Annotated in this window: 11 protein-coding genes; 3 read left to right on the top strand and 8 right to left on the bottom strand. The window is 64.9% G+C overall.

Annotated features, from left to right (window positions below; genetic code table 11):
* Nucleotides 1-14: 14 nt before the first annotated feature.
* Both AC11W3_RS15270 and AC11W3_RS15265 read right to left on the bottom strand, forming a co-directional pair.
* The gene (locus AC11W3_RS15270; protein ID WP_484093290.1) at nt 15-3905 is read right to left on the bottom strand and encodes a PKD domain-containing protein; all 3891 of its coding nucleotides are present in this window, start codon (nt 3903-3905) and stop codon (nt 15-17) included.
* A gap of 18 nt (nt 3906-3923) precedes the next feature.
* Nucleotides 3924-4355, bottom strand: coding sequence for a cytochrome C (locus AC11W3_RS15265; RefSeq protein WP_484089985.1), 432 nt, complete (start codon nt 4353-4355; stop codon nt 3924-3926).
* 628 nt (nt 4356-4983) lie between these two features.
* Here AC11W3_RS15265 and AC11W3_RS15260 point away from each other — a divergent pair.
* Nucleotides 4984-5406 carry a hypothetical protein gene (locus AC11W3_RS15260; RefSeq protein WP_484089984.1) on the top strand — a complete coding sequence of 141 codons (423 nt, stop codon included), beginning with the start codon at nt 4984-4986 and terminating at the stop codon, nt 5404-5406.
* A gap of 196 nt (nt 5407-5602) precedes the next feature.
* Here AC11W3_RS15260 and AC11W3_RS15255 read toward each other — a convergent pair whose 3' ends face one another.
* Both AC11W3_RS15255 and AC11W3_RS15250 read right to left on the bottom strand, forming a co-directional pair.
* Nucleotides 5603-5854, bottom strand: a complete 252-nt coding sequence (locus tag AC11W3_RS15255; protein ID WP_484089983.1) for a hypothetical protein — start codon at nt 5852-5854, stop codon at nt 5603-5605.
* Between the two features lie 19 nt (nt 5855-5873).
* Nucleotides 5874-7436, bottom strand: coding sequence for a hypothetical protein (locus AC11W3_RS15250; RefSeq protein ID WP_484089982.1), 1563 nt, complete (start codon nt 7434-7436; stop codon nt 5874-5876).
* A gap of 515 nt (nt 7437-7951) precedes the next feature.
* Between AC11W3_RS15250 and AC11W3_RS15245 the strand changes: the two genes are divergently transcribed.
* Together AC11W3_RS15245 and AC11W3_RS15240 are read left to right on the top strand one after the other, a co-directional pair.
* Nucleotides 7952-10111 carry a tetratricopeptide repeat protein gene (locus AC11W3_RS15245; RefSeq protein WP_484093289.1) on the top strand — a complete coding sequence of 720 codons (2160 nt, stop codon included), beginning with the start codon at nt 7952-7954 and terminating at the stop codon, nt 10109-10111.
* 22 nt (nt 10112-10133) lie between these two features.
* Nucleotides 10134-10841 carry a hypothetical protein gene (locus tag AC11W3_RS15240; RefSeq protein ID WP_484089980.1) on the top strand — a complete coding sequence of 236 codons (708 nt, stop codon included), beginning with the start codon at nt 10134-10136 and terminating at the stop codon, nt 10839-10841.
* Nucleotides 10842-10886: 45 nt separating this feature from the next.
* Here the strand turns inward: AC11W3_RS15240 and AC11W3_RS15235 are convergent, their stop codons facing one another.
* The 4 genes from AC11W3_RS15235 to AC11W3_RS15220 all read right to left on the bottom strand — a co-directional run.
* Nucleotides 10887-11015: an HNH endonuclease gene (locus AC11W3_RS15235; RefSeq protein ID WP_484089979.1), complete on the bottom strand. Its 129-nt coding sequence runs from the start codon at nt 11013-11015 to the stop codon at nt 10887-10889.
* Between the two features lie 269 nt (nt 11016-11284).
* Nucleotides 11285-12487, bottom strand: coding sequence for an NHL repeat-containing protein (locus AC11W3_RS15230; protein ID WP_484093288.1), 1203 nt, complete (start codon nt 12485-12487; stop codon nt 11285-11287).
* 77 nt (nt 12488-12564) lie between these two features.
* Nucleotides 12565-13275, bottom strand: a complete 711-nt coding sequence (locus tag AC11W3_RS15225; RefSeq protein ID WP_484089977.1) for a cytochrome c3 family protein — start codon at nt 13273-13275, stop codon at nt 12565-12567.
* Nucleotides 13276-13544: 269 nt separating this feature from the next.
* A partial coding sequence (locus AC11W3_RS15220; RefSeq protein ID WP_484093287.1) for a sigma-54 dependent transcriptional regulator occupies nt 13545-14822 on the bottom strand: 1278 nt, incomplete at its 5' end.

Below are 14822 nucleotides of genomic sequence, written 5' to 3'. Positions count from 1 at the left end.
GTTGTTACGGCAGCTTACTTCGGTACGGTCACCTTGAAGGCCTTGGAATTGACCAGGGTGGTTCCGTTGAAGAGCTGGATGGTGGTGGTGTACCTGTAGTCTCCGCTGCTGATCTTGAACTTGTCGAGACGCAGGTACTGGTGGGCCGGGAGTTCGGTGAGGGCGCTGGCGCTCAGGGTGGTGGACTTGCTGCCGTCACCCCAGTTGACCTTCACCTTGTCGAACACCAGGGACGGATCGATGGACACCGGTACGGTGGTCATCAGTCTGCTCTCGGTGTACGGCTTCCCGACGGTCGGGGTGACCGTCACAGTCACGTAGCCCGAGACCGGGGTGCCCGGGGTAACCAGCACCGGCTCCACGATGTTGACCTTCTGCATCTTGGTCACGATCCTGCCGTCGGGGTTGGTTGCGGTGAGGGTGATCCTCCAGGTGCCTACCTTGGGGAAGGTGACCGAGGTCGACGGCCCGGCGGCGATGGCTACGCCGGCGTTGGTATCCCAGGTGTAGGAGGTGTAGGAGGTCGGATTTGCGACATTGAGGGCATAGGTTCCGCCCTTCACCAGCGGGATGGAGGTCGCGCCGGTGGCCAGCTTGCCGTCGATGGTGTCGATCACCGCGACCGGGTCGACGCCGACCCCCAGGGCTGCAGGGTCCTTGAGGGTCTCCATGTAGTCGGCATACTGCTGGCCGGTCATGGGGACGGCACCCGACTTGATGCTGCCGTCGGTGTTGGTGTCGGCGATCTTGTAGTAGATGGCGCCGTCTTCTTCCGGATAGAGCACGTCGGAGCGCTTCATGTCGACCGTCCAGGTGTAGGTGCCGTCGGTTGCCTGGAACTTGGTGGAACGCGGCTGGCCGAGCTTGTTGAAGCCCTCGAAGACGGTGCGCAGGTCGCCGTTGTAGGCTTTTACGCGGATCTGTTCGAGCGGACGTGCCATGAGCGTGCTGTTCGATTCCATCCCGGGGATCCCGGAGGTGCGGGTCATGTCGCCGGTGGCCGGGTTGATGCTGACCTGGGAGGTCGGGTTGAAGGAGCGGTCAGCGGGGATGGCGGAGCCGGCCATGTCGAAGCCGCCGTTGAAGAAGCCGGCGTTCGGGGCATGGCAGTCGGTGCAGCTCTTGCCCTTGGCGTAGCTGGAGACGGGCTGCACGCCGTGGGTAACCATGAACGGAGCGCCGACGTAGGCCAGCTCGGTTCCGGTCCAGGACTTGCGCTCCTCTAGGGGTTTGGCCTGCTCCAGCTGGTTACGGAAGTTCTTGTAGTCGCGGATCTGGTAAGGCTCGGTGAAGATCACCGCGCCGCTCCAGACACTGGCATATTTCCAGTAGTTCGCGGACGAGAAGGTGCCGTCGGGCATGTAGGCGCTCCCTGACGGTTTGGTCATCATGTCGTCGAAGCCCACCGAAATCACCGAGAGGGCGGAGGGCCCGAAGTTGAAGCCGGCCTTCAGGTCATGCATGATCCACGGGTCGTAGATCGGCTCGCCGTAGCCCTGGGTGTTGTTCTTGTTGGGCGCTTGGTTGTCGAAGACGTCGGTGTAACCGGCGAGAGAGGGCTTGACCTGACGGCCGAGCTCGTCGTTGTCCCCGATCAGGAGGCCGCCGGGGACGGTGTCGCCGTTGGCGTCGACGTTCGGGTCGGTGTTGTTCCAGAGCACCGCAGAGATGGCGTTGGAGAGGTAGATCTTGCGGCGGTACTGGAGCTGACTGTTGGCGCCGTTGTTGAAGGAGAGCGGCGCCTCCATGTTGCCCAGTTTCTGCCAGAGGTGGAGCGGTTTCCACTCCTTGAGAGGTCCGCCCATGACGTGGGCGCCGGTCGGTACCTGCTGCTGGAAGCCCGGACCCTGGATGAGCGCGCAGTCGAACTGGTCGCCGTAGGCCTGCTTCGCGCCGGTGCAGGCGGGGCTCGTTGCGGTGGCGGGAGCCCCCTGCGGTTCGCCTCCGGTATAGCCGAAGTAGGCGTTGATGCCGTCGAACATCTGGTTGTACTGGCCGGCCACGGCGGTGTTGAAGCTGTCGGGAGCCGGGTCTTCGAAGAGGCCGACCATCCCCTTGGAGGGGTCGGTGCCGACGATGGCCGGGAAGCGCATGCCGCTGGTGGCGTCGAGGGCGCGGACTGCCATGGTGACTTTCTGGACGTGGCAGACGGTGCAGTCCATCACGTCGAGGTGGTTACCGCGGCCCAGCTTGGTCTTGTCCGTGGTGAAGTTGGTCTGGTCGGAGACGCCCTGGCGGCCGAAGGTGCCGGCGCCGCTGGGGTCCATCTTGTCCACGATCTGGACGATGCTGGCGGTCAGGCCGTACTTCGCGTGGGCGGCACTCGGGTTGGGCGCGCCGAAGGTGGAGATGGGGTTGCCGTAGAAGTCCTTGCCGGTGATGTGGCAGAACTCGCAGCGCTTGACCGTGTTGCGGGTGTCGGCCTTCTGGATGGCGGCAGTCACGTCGGAGCCGCTGGCGATAACCGCCTTGCCGTCCGCATCCCATTCCTTGACCACCTGGCGCTGGGTCAGCGGCGGGACGCCGTCCTGGGTCGTGCTCGACATGTCGAAGCCGCGCCCCGGGTCGCACTGGTTCTTGTGGGTGCTGTCGCCGGTGAAGTGGCAGCCGGCGCAGCCGAAGCTCCCGTGGACGTCCTTGCCTTCCTGCCAGGCGTCGCCGCGCTTGAACCACTCGGCGCGCGGGAAGGGCATGGTGGAGCGCTTGAGGGCGTTCTGGTCGGGCATGGAGCCGTCGGCGTTCAGGTAGTAGAGCGGGCCGGAGCCTGCCGGGTTGTTCCCCCCGAGGAAGCCCTGGGCCGAGGCGCTGCTCCAGAAGGTCTGCTGGGCCTGGAGGTAGGCCATGCCCGGCATCAGGTAGCTCATGTAGTTGCCGCCGTTGATCTCGGGGGAGCTGCCGGAGAAGAGCCACATGGCGTTGATGTCGTAGGAGGTCATGCGCTTGCCCATCGGTCCCACCCCGTTGGCCGGATCATAGACCATCGGCGCCGAGGAGAGGAAGCCGTTGCTGTTCCCGGTGGTGCCGAACATCTCGGGGAGGTTCTTCAGGGTCTTGGTCGCGTGGCACTGCATGCAGTTGTTGGATTCCGGCTGCGGCTTGATCCTGTTGATCAGGGCCGGCGAGAGGGAAACCATCTGCATCCTTCCGGTCTGGATGGTGGAGTAGGGGGTGAAGGAGAGCGTGCCGTTGTAGCTGTTGTAGCCCATGTAGGTCGGGCTGATCGGCATCATGTCGAAGAGCCCTGCACCCGCGGCCGGTGCGGCGTTCAAGCTTCCTGCCTGGACCATGACCGAGGACATGACGTTGTCGTAGCCGGAGAGGTGGCAGAAGAGGCAGTCCATCTCCTTCACGTTCGGCATCATCAGCTGCCCGGAGTAGACCGGCATGCTGTACCCGGTGTTGGGGTCCTTCATGTTCATGGCGATCTCGCCGGTGGCTACCGGGGTGCCTAAGGGATCCGTCTTGACCCAGGCGTATGCCGGGTCGGCCATGATCGGTCCCTTGGCCGGATTGTTCTGCTTGTACTGCGGGTAGATCCAGGGAGCGATGGTGGCGAAGGAGGTGTCGGTCCCGGTCGCGGTGAAGCTCTCCCACACCGTGGAGGTGAAGGGGTTGACCACGCCCATGGCCATGTCCATCAGGGTCTTGTAGGGGAGGCGGTTGCCGTTACGGTCATGCTCGTAGGTGGCGCCGCCGACATGGCAGGTGCCGCACATGGTGGCCTGGTCCCACAACGACATGTCGACTTTGGGATAGCTCTTGCCGTCTGCGCCGACCCCGCCGTTCAGGAAGAGGTAGAGGCTGGTGCCGGGGGTCTGGGAGTCTGTAACTGCGTCGCCGGTGCTGGGAACCGTGCCGGGATAAGCGATGCCTTTGCCGTCTGCTTTTTTCTGTAAGTCCGCCACCTGGCGGAGAGAAGGCGGTCACCACTTGCCGTTATGGCCGTGAGACTGCAGCCATGGCTTCTGGGGGTTGAGCCCGGTCTGCTTGCCGTTCTCCATGAAGAGGCCGCTGGCCGAGTTGTCCATCCACTCGTTTATGCCGAGCGAGGCGTGGAAGGCGTGTTCCGCCAGGTCCGTGTAGCTCTTGAGCCCCTTGGTGTTGCCGCTGCTGTGGCAGTTGGTGCTCCCGCCGCCCGTGCAGGTCTGTTTCGGGCTGTAGGGCATACCCTGCTTGCTGGACGGATCGACCATGACCGGCATGGCCTGCATCCCGTACTGTTGCGCTATCTCCTCGTAGGTGAATAGCTGGACCGGCGGGTGGGTGGCCGCTCGGGCAATGCCCCCGCCCATGGCCAGGCCGGCTAGCGCCGAAGCCCCCGCCAGGAGCGAGATCTTCATACTTGGTTTCTTCATGTCTCTTGTCCCTCTCTGTGAGATGAATTGCATAACTGATAGAAGGTGCTGCCGCTCGGGATCGCATACCTCCTTCGCGTGGCGCGCCGGGCCGGCTCGTGAATAGGGGGCACGAGGGGAACGGGAACCTGTGTAGCCTTGCTGGTGCGATGAAGAGAACCGAGGCAGGGATAGCAATAGTTGTACCCACCGCGGCAAAGCGGGGCGATCTCCGCCCCGCCGCCCCCTTCCCGGAGAATCCCGCGCTGATGCCGGCAAGGAGCCTGTGCCTGCTAAGTCTCCGGAAAGGTGTCCTTTTCCCTTGCGGGGGCTGGCGCGGCCGTCGCCGTGAGGGCTCACCCTTTTCCTGCCGCCCTCTCACGCTGCGGATTCCCGCCCGCATGCCCCGCGCGGCCCAAAGAGGGGGATGATCCTCAGCAGGAGAGTGCCGGAGCGGGTGAAATGCCCCGCGGTGGATCAAATGCCCCAGTGGCTTTCTGGCGGCCGCGTTGGTGGAGTCGGCGCTGAAGCCGAAAGGCTACTTTTTTCGCATGGTTAGGTTGCGGTCGTCGCCTGCTGATTCCACGGCCTTCTTGGTAAAGAGGTTGCATTACAGGAGTCGAAGTAACTTTTGATGGGAGGGAGAAAGATGAAAAGAATGGCCTTGTTTATCTGTTGCACCATGCTGGGGGGCTGCGTCCATGCCAACCAGGCACGGATCCCGGAAGAGACCTTGTCAACGCCCGCGGCCGCCAAGGAAAAGCGGGAGCTCTCGGCTTCCCTGGTGGAGCGGAGCATAGTGAAGGGGAAAACGACCAAGAAGGAGATCCTGGCCGTCCTGGGATCGCCGAACTCGGTGGAGCCCAACCGCCAGCAGCTCTCGAAGGAGCTCCTGAAGGGGATCAAGGCCCCTCTGCCGCCGGTGGCGAGGACCAGGGAGTTCTGGAGATACTGGTCGATCCCGGACGGGGCAGAAAAGGCGCAGGATGTCTTCAACCTGATGGTTTTCTTCGACGACGACGAAATTGCCGTCGACTACCTGACAGGCGTAACCCACCTCTCCGCTCAGTAGCCCAGGCTCCCTCCCCCGTTCGGCGCTCCAGCAGGCGGGGCGAGGGAAGCTGTAATCTCCGCACAAGCTCCTCGCCCAAATCATGGAAAATGACCAAGGGGATAAAGCAGCCGCCTGCCTTATCCCCTTGGTTCCGCATCCACCCTGTCTGGCGACGGCCGCCCCCCTTTGGTGGCGATGGCGCGTAGTCGCTCTTCTACAGCCCGGCCTGGTTCCCCGCCCGGTGGCAGTTCACCGAATCCCCCCCCGCACAGTTGGGGAGCTGCGGGAACTCCCCCTGTACGGTCACCGGGAGGGAGGCCGCACCGGCCGCCCCTCTCCTCTGTCCCCCGCTGTCGTCGGTGAGGAAGGTGATCCGTGGCGCGGCGGGCGCCGCCACTATGGCCGCTACCAGGCAGGCGACTGCAGCAGCGGAGATCATCTTGCACCTCGGGCTTAGCTTTTCCATCCTCTTCTTCCCCCGCCTGCTACCTTGCCCGGACCGTTTTGATCACGCGCCTGAAGAGGAGAGCCTCCTCGAGGGGTGAGGCGAAGAGCCTGCGGGCCAGGGTGTAGGTCTGGTCGGGGGGCACGGTGCTCACCGTGTTGACCGCGGTGATGGTGCTCCCGTCCAGGTCGAAGACGTGCCAGGTGTTGCCGGTCAGGGCCGGGACCGGGAAGCTCCGCAGCAGGGTCGCCCCCAGGTAGAGCCTGACCACCGCGCCGGAGCCTGAGAGGGTGCCGACCGCGGAGTTGTTGTAGACGTAGAAGCGGTAGGGGCCGCTCCTCTGGGTGAGGATGGTGAGGGCCTCGGCCCCGTTGTCCACGCCGTGGTTCACCTGGTCGAAGTCGAGGTAGGACTCGGTGGCGCTACCCGGAACCATGGGAATGGAGTCGACGACCCCGCTGTCGTAAGGGTAGGTCTTCTGGGTGCTGTCGATGTGGAACCTGGGAGTATCGTTGGTTCCTATCACGGTCGTGGTGTCGCCGGGGGTGAGCGGCCCGGTCAGATGGAAGTCGAGGTCCTGCGGGGAGTTCCCCCAAGTCAGCACCGCCCGGTAGGAGTCGACCCCGCTGCCGGTGGAAAAGGCGCAGTTCTGGCTGTTGTTGTAGACCGGGAACCCGGGGACCGAGTCGACCGTGAAGTACCCGAGCGAGGTTCCGCCGCTGGAGAGGACCTCGGCGGTGTAGCTTCCGGCCGGGAAGCTCGGCCTCGAGTAGTAGCCGGTGCTGTCCGTGGTGGTGCTCTGGGCAATGGGGTCCCCGGTGGTGGCCCCCATGCCGGGACGGAACATCACGGTCAGGTAGGGGAGCGGCTGGTTGTTGGCGGCATTTGTCAGGTAGCCGTTGATCGGACCGCTCTGGGTGAGCTTGGCGGTCGGCAGCAGGCGCACCGTCTCCAGGGCCGTTTCGGTGGCCTGGCTGGGCCGCACCCCGTAGTAGGTTACGTCGCCGTAGCCGGTCCGGCTGAAGACCAGTGAGTAACTCCTGCCGTCGATGAGCCCCGGGAGATTGAAGCTCCCGTCGGAAGCGACGTTGGCGGTGGCGACGGGGGAGCCGGCGCTCCCATCGGCGTAGGCCCTCACCACCGTTCCTGTCGCCGGGCCGTCGCCGTTGACCGGGTCCTTCACGCACCCGGTGACCGCCTTGGCGAGCACGCCGCTGTCCGACAGGGTGATGACCACGGTAGCAGCCACCCCAGCGGAGACCGCTCCGGACCCGTTCTTGGCCCAGGCATAGACGGTATGGCTCCCCGCGGAGCTGAAGGTGTAAGTGGCCGGTGCGCCGGCCGTCCATCCCGAAGCCGAAGCCGCCGGAGCGCTCTGGCTCTCGGTGACGAGATAGCCGGTGACCCCCGAGGTGTCGCTGGCGGTCAGGGTGGTGATGGCGACGGAGAGAGTTGCGGCCGCGGCGGGAATGGTGAAGGCGGTGACGGTGGGGCCGCCGGTAGTGGTTCCACCCTTGTCGGCGCTGGTGCCGCCACCGCCGCCGCAACCGTAGAGGGGGAGGCAGAGCAAAAGGGCCCACATCACGAAGTTGAATCTTTTCAAGGTATCCTCCTCGACTGCTGTCGGCGGTTTCACGCGCCCGTTGATTTCTTCGCCGTCGACTAGGAAGGCCGCGGCGTCGGCGCTTCAACGCCTACAGCAAGGATGGTGCCGGGTAATTAAACCAGGGCAAATCCCCGATTATCGCTGTCCCGCCGGATCGGGGTAATTTCCCCTCTGGGGGATATCACCCAGCCCTCTCCTCGGGTGTTGGGTGATATCCCCCACCGAGGGGGGTGCAGCGCGCCGACCGTCACCGCTTCTCATCCTCCCGTCTCCCCTCTTTACCCGCCGCTGCCTCCCCGGAGGGGGGTGAAAACCGCCTTCTTTCGCCGACCTGGCCGCTCCAAGCCTGCCGCTGCTGCGACAAGAGTTCCCGGCTACGCCGGGCAGGCGGCGGCTCACCCCCCCGGCGGGGCGGCGGCATGGGCTGTGCACTCCCTGTCAGCGGCGGCTCTCCTTCACGGAGAGTCACGCTGCGACAACTGCCGCCTCTGGCGGCATCACGGGAGATTGGTATGGCAAAGGTTTCATTGGTTGGGATGCACGGTGCGGGCGGGGGGCAAGGCACAGCGGGGCCCGGCGGCAAGGGGGGGACGGATCTGCTGCCTCCCGCTTCCGGCCGCCTGGCCGCTCTGCCGGTTTTTCATCTGCTGCTGATAGCGCTGGTAACCCTGGCCGCCTATGCCAACACCTTCGGCGTCCCCTTCGTCCTCGACGACCAGACCTCGATCGTGGAGAACCCGGTAATCAGGGACCTCTCCGGCTTCCTCTCCGGTGCGGGAATGGCCTACCGTCCCCGCCGCTTCGTCGGCTACCTCTCCCTGGCCCTCAACTACCGCTTGGGCGGGCTGGAGGTTTTCGGCTACCACGCGGTCAACCTCGCCATCCATGCCGCTTCATCCTGGCTGGTCTACCTTCTGGCCCGGCTGGCGCTGGCCACCCCCCGGCTTCGCTGCGGCGACGGGAAGTCGCAGCTCCACCCCTGGCTGTTCCCGCTCCTGGCCGCCCTCCTCTTCGCCTCCCACCCGGTGCAGACCGAGGCGGTGACCTACGTGGTGCAGAGGCTGGCGTCGCTTTGCACCATGTTCTACCTGCTGGCGCTGGTCCTTTACCTGCGGGGGAGGCTCGGGCAGTTCGACTCCGGGCGGCTGCCGCGACCGGCGCTAGTCGCCCTCTTTTTCGGGAGCGGCCTCAGCGCGCTGGCGGCTTTCCTGACCAAGGAGCTTGCCGCCACCCTCCCCCTGGCCCTGCTCCTTTGCGAGTTCGCCTTCTTCGGCGCGACGCGGCGTAAGGTCCTGCTGGTCCTGGGCTCTCTGGCAGGGGCGCTCCTCCTGCTGGTTGCTTTCGCCGCCGATCCCGCGCGGCTATCCCTGCTGGACCGGCTCCTCAGGATGGAGAGCGGGATCGGGCGGGGCGCCTACCTCGCCACCGAGCTCACGGTGATCCCGACCTACCTGAGGCTGCTCCTTCTGCCGGTCGGGCAGAACCTCGACTACGACTTTCCCCTGCGCCACCACTTCACCGACCCTGCGGTGGCGGGGGGGGCGGCCATGGTCGTGGGCCTTTTGGCGCTGGCATGCTGGCTCTTCCGCAAGCCCGCCTCGGCCGGCGGCGGGAGCGCCAGGATGGCCGCCTTCGGCATCGCCTGGTTCCTGCTGGCCTTGACGGTGGAGTCCAGCGTCATTCCCATCCTGGACGTGATCTTCGAACACCGGCTCTACCTCCCCAGCGTCGGCTTCTTCCTCTGCCTTTCCGCGTCGATCTGCGCTCTTCTGCGCGGCCGTCCCGCCACCCTGGCGGCGAGCACCCTCGCCGTCACCCTCTGCCTCACCGGCACCTCTCTGGCCAGGAATGCGGTCTGGGGGGATGCCGTTTCCCTCTGGAGCGATGCGGCGGCCAAGTCGCCGCGGAAAAGCCGCCCGCACTTCAACCTCGCCAAGGCACTCATGCTGGAGGGGAGGGTGGAGGAGGCCTGCCGGGAGAGTTCGCTCGCGGTCCAGCTCGACCCGCGGAACCCGGAGGCCCACACCAACCTGGCCGTGGTCCTGACCCGGAAGGGGCTCGCCGAGGAGGCGCTCGGGCACTACCGGCAGGCGGTTCAGCTCTCGCCCGACTACGCCCTCGGCCGGCTCAACCTGGGGAGGGCCCTGGAGGGGAGGGGGCGCCTGGCCGAAGCGGCGGCGCAGTACCGGGAGGCGATCAGGATCGACCCTGCGGGCTTCGAGGCCCGCAACAACCTGGGGGGGGTGCTGATCAAAAGCGGCAGCTACGAGGAGGCCCTGGGTGAACTGGCGCAGGCCGCGAGGATCGAGCCGGGACGGGTGGAGCCCCTGACCAACCTGGGGATTTGCTGCGAGAAGAGGGGGGATCCTCAGGGTGCTCTGGCCTACTACCGGGAGGCCATCCGGCTTCAGCCCGGGCACGCCGCGGCGCATCTCAACCTCGGTAACGCCCTCGCCCGGCTGGGCCGGCTCGGGGAGGCCATAGCCAGCTACCGGGAGGCGATCAGGCTCAAGCCGGAAGAGCCGGCGGGGCACCTGAACCTGGGGCTCGCCTACCTGAAAGCGGGGGCGCTGCCCAAGGCGCGCGAGGAGTTCGCCGCGGTCCAGCAGGCCGCCCCCGGGGAACCAGTTTCGCGGGCCATGCTGGCCAGGACCGCTTCAATCGTTAACTAAAAAGCTTCAGCGGAGGATGGTCATGAAATGGAAGTTGTATCTGTTATTGCCGCTCGTCCTGGCCCTTCACGGTTGCGGGGACGTGGAGTGGCTCCCCGACGCAGCCGAGCCCCAGCAATTCTCCTTCTCCGGGATGAAGAACGTGGAGCTCAAGCAATCGGTGACTTCGCAAGCCGTCACCGTGACCGGCAACAAGATCGCCGCCCCGATCACCATCACCAATGGCGAGTACGCCATCGGCGGCACCGGGGGGGATGGCCAGTTCACCAGCAGGCCCGGGAAGGTCAGCGCGGGACAGACCGTCACCGTACGCCACACCTCGGCCGCCGACCACTCCACCGCGGTCAGCACGTTGGTCACCATCGGCGGTGTCAGCGCGGTCTTCACCAGCGTCACCAGGCAGCTGACCGACCCCACCGGAACCTTTGTCATGAGCGCTCCGGCGGAATTTATCCTGGGACCGGAGGATCAGACCACCGTCACCGGAGACCTTTCGGTCGAGCTGCATAACATCAGCACCGCGAGCTATTACGCGAGGATTGATTTCGTGGCCCTCGACGCCGCCGGAACCACCGTCTATGCCGGCTCGGAGGAGAGCCCCCTCCCCTATGACCCCGGCGAGACCTCGATTTTCCCCGCTCCCGTCAGCGTTGCCGCAGCCGAATACGCCCGGATCGCCAGGTGGCGGGTTACCGCCATAACCAGGGTCGACGTGGACGGAGGCAGTTGAGGCAGGAAAAGCGGGTGCACGCGGATCAGGCCGGATGGTATCGGATTAAAGTCGGATTAAGTGGCAGGCTGTCGTCATACCCGCGCAGGCGGTTATCCAGTTTTCGCCTGAGTTCTGGGTTCCCGCTTTCGCGGGAATGACATGATTGGTATCAGAAGTTGATCCGATTTTCATCAGAAGTTATCCGCGAGAACCAAGCAACTTCTCGTGCCTGTGACTGTCATGATGGACGTGGTGAGGTTCGGGCAGGAAAAGCATGTGCACGCGGATCAGATCGGATAGGATCGGATTAAAGTCGGATTGAGGATTCCTTTTCCGTTCGTATCAGAAGTTGATCCGATTTAATCCGAAGTTATCCGCGAGAACCAAGATTAAAAAAAGGCCGGCAGCTACATCAAGCTGCCGGCCTTCACCTTCCCGTCGTCCTTCGCCGTTCCCTCCCCTCAGGGCATGGGAGCCACCGGCTGGTCCTGCTGGAGTTCCCGGGTCAGCTTGTTCCTGCGCTGCAGATCCTCCCGGGCCTTCTCCTCCCGGTCCTTGACGGAGCGCTGGTAAACCTGTTCATAGTCGATCCCCTTGCGCTTGCCGTAGCCGTACACGCTGATCTTTGGGGTGCCGAACTGGTTGGCCACGAAGACCACCTGGCTCAGCTCGAAGTCCTTCTCGGCGAAGCCCTGGTAGTAGGGAAGGGCGTCGCGGCTGATGGTTATGTCGCACGGGAGGTTCATCCCCCCCTGCGGCAGCCTCGGGGAGCCGAAGTAGGTGAGGAGCCGCCCCTGGTCGTTGAAGACCTGGACGTTCTGGAAACCGGCGTCCACCACGTAGAGGTAGCCGTTGTCGTCCGAGCTGAGCCCCTTGGGCCTTGCGAACTGGCCGAGACCGTCCCCTGCCTTCCCGAAGGAGCCTATGAAGTGGCCGTCCCGGTCGAAGGACATGATGTTCCCGGTCCCGGCGTTACTCACGTGGATGATCCCCTGGGGGTCGAGTGACATCTTGGTGGGGAAGTTGAGGGACTTCTCGGGATCGCTATCCCTGCCGATCTCCTGCAGTTCCTGCCCGGTCACCGGGTCGAAGGCCCGGATGACCGCCTTCCTGGTGTCCAGGATGTAGACCCTGCTGTCGTCGACGGCCACGTCGGTGGGATCGAGATCCCTGGCCCCCACCGATTTGAGGTACTCCCCCTTCTCGTCGTAGATCAGCACCTCTTTCCGCACGATATCGGCCACGAAGACGAAGCCGACGCGATCGACGGCTATCCCCACCGGTTTCTTAAGCTTCCCCATCCCCTGGTTCCCCTTCAAGGGCGCCATCGTCTTGTGGGGCGGGTCGATCACGTAAAGTTCGCCCGTGAGGTCGGTGACGTACAACTTGCCGCCATGGGAGGCGATGCCGGAAGGCTTGATGATGGAGGTGACCTTGTCCGAATCGAGCTTCCCGGCGGAGAAGAGGGCGAACTCGTTTTTGACCCCCTGCACATCCTCGGAACTGCTGATCCCGGTCAGGTATTGCAGCCGCGGGAGGTTCGGTGCCGGCGGGAAGAAGACCGGGCCGCCGGAAAGGGCGGTCCTGCCGCAGCCGGTAAGGCAAAGTGTCACGAGGGAGGCGGTCAAGGCGGCCATAGCCGCTCGAAACAGGCGAGCATACATGGGTAGAACTCCTGTGCTGATCCTGGCGGGGGGGGGAGGGGAAGTGGCCGCCCCTGAGGGCGGCCCTGGAACAGCGGTTACTTGTCGTGGCACATGAGGCAAAAGGCCGAGCCCTCCTGCTTCTCGTAAAGAAAAGCCGTCTCCACGTTGTCCTTGTTGTGGACGTCGTGGCAGGAGGCGCAGGTCATGATCGACTTGCCGGCCCCGTCGTTGAAACCTAAATCGGTGATCGGTTTCCCGTCGTACTTGCTGTTGCCGCTGGCCACCAGGGTGGGCCGGATCCCCTTGTCGGCCAGCAGTGTGCCGTTGAGGTCGAAGCCGATCGGGTGGTCGTTGGAGACGTCGCTGTTCTTGCCGACCGCGATGCCGCCGAAGGCGTCGCTGGAGAGGCTGTCTTTCTTGGCGGTTCCGGCGATGCCGTAGTGCTCGTCGACCGCGATCGAGCCGTCGTGGCAGCTCATGCACAGACGGCTGGGCCCGGTGAGCGGGTCGCCGGCGATGACGCCGTCGAAGGTCACCGACTGGTAGGGTGTGAAGTTGGTGTCGGTGTTGATCTGGTGGGACCAGAGCGGGTTGTAGTCGAGCGCATCCGACTCCAGCTTGTGGTGCGGAGTGTGGCAGAATGCGCAGACGCGGCCCTGGGCGTCCTTGGTGACGCCGGCGCCCTGCAGGATGTTCATGTCGTGCTTGGAGCCGACGATACCGGTGCCGTAGCCCGAACCGCCAAAGGCCACGGTGGCCCCAAGGGTGAGACCGGCGAGTGCGGTCAGGATTACCATTTTCTTCATTGAGAGTTTCCCTCCGATTAGTGGATTTTTGGGCTCTCTTCCGCTGCACCTCGACCGGCTGAGCCTCCCCCCAGAGGCCGGACCGGCTGGCCTTGACCTGCAAGCTCGGTGCCCGTGCGGTATGGACGGCTAAGGTTCTGGAAAGTCGGGGTTTTCTGCGGGAGAGGTGGGCGGCGGACGGCGGCAGGGGAAGATGTGGCGGGGGGATATGGCCCAAAGGGTGGGGGAAGCTGCGGCAAAAGCCGCAGCTTTGGGGGAGGCGGCGGGACTCAGGGGGGCCAGGGGGGGGTGCCCCCCGCCGGGCTCAGCACTCCGCCGGCCGCGCCGCAAGGTTCCCGGAGCTCCACCTGTTCGTCTCCTTCGCGGCAGCTCTCCCCCAGCCCGAACTTCTTCATCCGGTAGCGCAGCGTGTCCCTGCTGGTTTTCAGGAACCTGGCCGCCCTGGTCTGGTTGCCGTCCGACTTTCGCAGGGCCAGCTGGATCACCATCTTCTCCAGTTCGTCCAGGGAGATCCCCTCGGGGGGGAGGAGGATGTGCTCGGCCCCGAAAGGAACGCCGGAGGCCGGAGCCAGGGGCGAAACGGACTCAGGTGCGGCCTCTCTCGTCTCCCGGCCGCAGCGCACGATCTCGGGGCTCAGGTGCTCCGCCCCGAGGATCTTCTCCTGCTCCAGCATCATGAGCCGCTCCACGGCGTTGCGCAGTTCCCGCACGTTGCCGGGCCAGTCGTAGCCGTCCAGGTGGCGCAGCACCTCCTCCGAGGCGTCCTCCACATTCCTGCCGTACTCGTCGTTCAGGGCCTTGATGAAATACTGGACCAGCGTGGGGATGTCCTCCTTGCGCTCGCGCAGCGGGGGGAGGTCGATGTTCATCACGTTCAAACGGAAGAAGAGGTCCGAGCGGAACCTCCCCTCCTTGACCATCCTGGGGAGGTTCTGGTGGGTGGCGGTGATGACCCGCACGTTGGCATCCACGTCTTCCAGCCCCCCGAGCCTCCTGAAGCGCTTGGTCTCGATCACCTTGAGGATCTTGGCCTGCATGGCGAAGGGCATGTCCCCGATCTCGTCCAGGAAGACCGTCCCCCCCTCCGCCATCTCGAAGACCCCCTTGTGGCGCTTGGAGGCGTCGGTGTAGGCCCCTTTCTCGTGGCCGAAGAGCTCGTTTTCCAGCAGGTTCTCCGGGATGGCCGCGCAGTTGACCTCGATGAAGGGTGACTCGGAGCGCGCGCTGTAGAGGTGGAGCGCCTTGGCCACCAGCTCCTTGCCGGTCCCGCTCTCCCCGGTGATCAGCACCGTCTTGGCGTCGGCGTCGGCGCAGATCTTGATCATCTTGAAGACCTCGATCATGCTGGTGCTGTTCCCCACCAGCTTGTCCTGGTCCGACTTCCGGCGCAGCTCGCCCCGGAAGAAGTCGACCTCCTTCTTGAGCCGCTTCTTCTCGAAGGCCTTGTTGACCACGTGCTTGACCGCGTCCAGGTTGAAGGGCTTGCCGAAGTAGTCCTCCGCCCCCTCCTGCAGCGCCTGCACGGCCGAGTCGGCGTGGGCGTAGGC

This window comes from Geomonas sp. (genome assembly GCF_056994735.1).
This window is presented reverse-complemented; position numbering and strand designations above follow the sequence as displayed.

What these genes read in the sequence shown, in the direction of transcription:
- AC11W3_RS15265 (WP_484089985.1), bottom strand. Translation starts at nt 4,355, where the DNA reads ATGAAGAAACCAAGTATGAAGATCTCGCTCCTGGCGGGGGCTTCGGCG.
- AC11W3_RS15260 (WP_484089984.1), top strand. Translation starts at nt 4,984, where the DNA reads ATGAAAAGAATGGCCTTGTTTATCTGTTGCACCATGCTGGGGGGCTGC.
- AC11W3_RS15255 (WP_484089983.1), bottom strand. Translation starts at nt 5,854, where the DNA reads ATGGAAAAGCTAAGCCCGAGGTGCAAGATGATCTCCGCTGCTGCAGTC.
- AC11W3_RS15245 (WP_484093289.1), top strand. Translation starts at nt 7,952, where the DNA reads ATGGCAAAGGTTTCATTGGTTGGGATGCACGGTGCGGGCGGGGGGCAA.
- AC11W3_RS15240 (WP_484089980.1), top strand. Translation starts at nt 10,134, where the DNA reads ATGAAATGGAAGTTGTATCTGTTATTGCCGCTCGTCCTGGCCCTTCAC.
- AC11W3_RS15235 (WP_484089979.1), bottom strand. Translation starts at nt 11,015, where the DNA reads ATGAAAATCGGATCAACTTCTGATACCAATCATGTCATTCCCGCGAAA.
- AC11W3_RS15230 (WP_484093288.1), bottom strand. Translation starts at nt 12,487, where the DNA reads ATGTATGCTCGCCTGTTTCGAGCGGCTATGGCCGCCTTGACCGCCTCC.
- AC11W3_RS15225 (WP_484089977.1), bottom strand. Translation starts at nt 13,275, where the DNA reads ATGAAGAAAATGGTAATCCTGACCGCACTCGCCGGTCTCACCCTTGGG.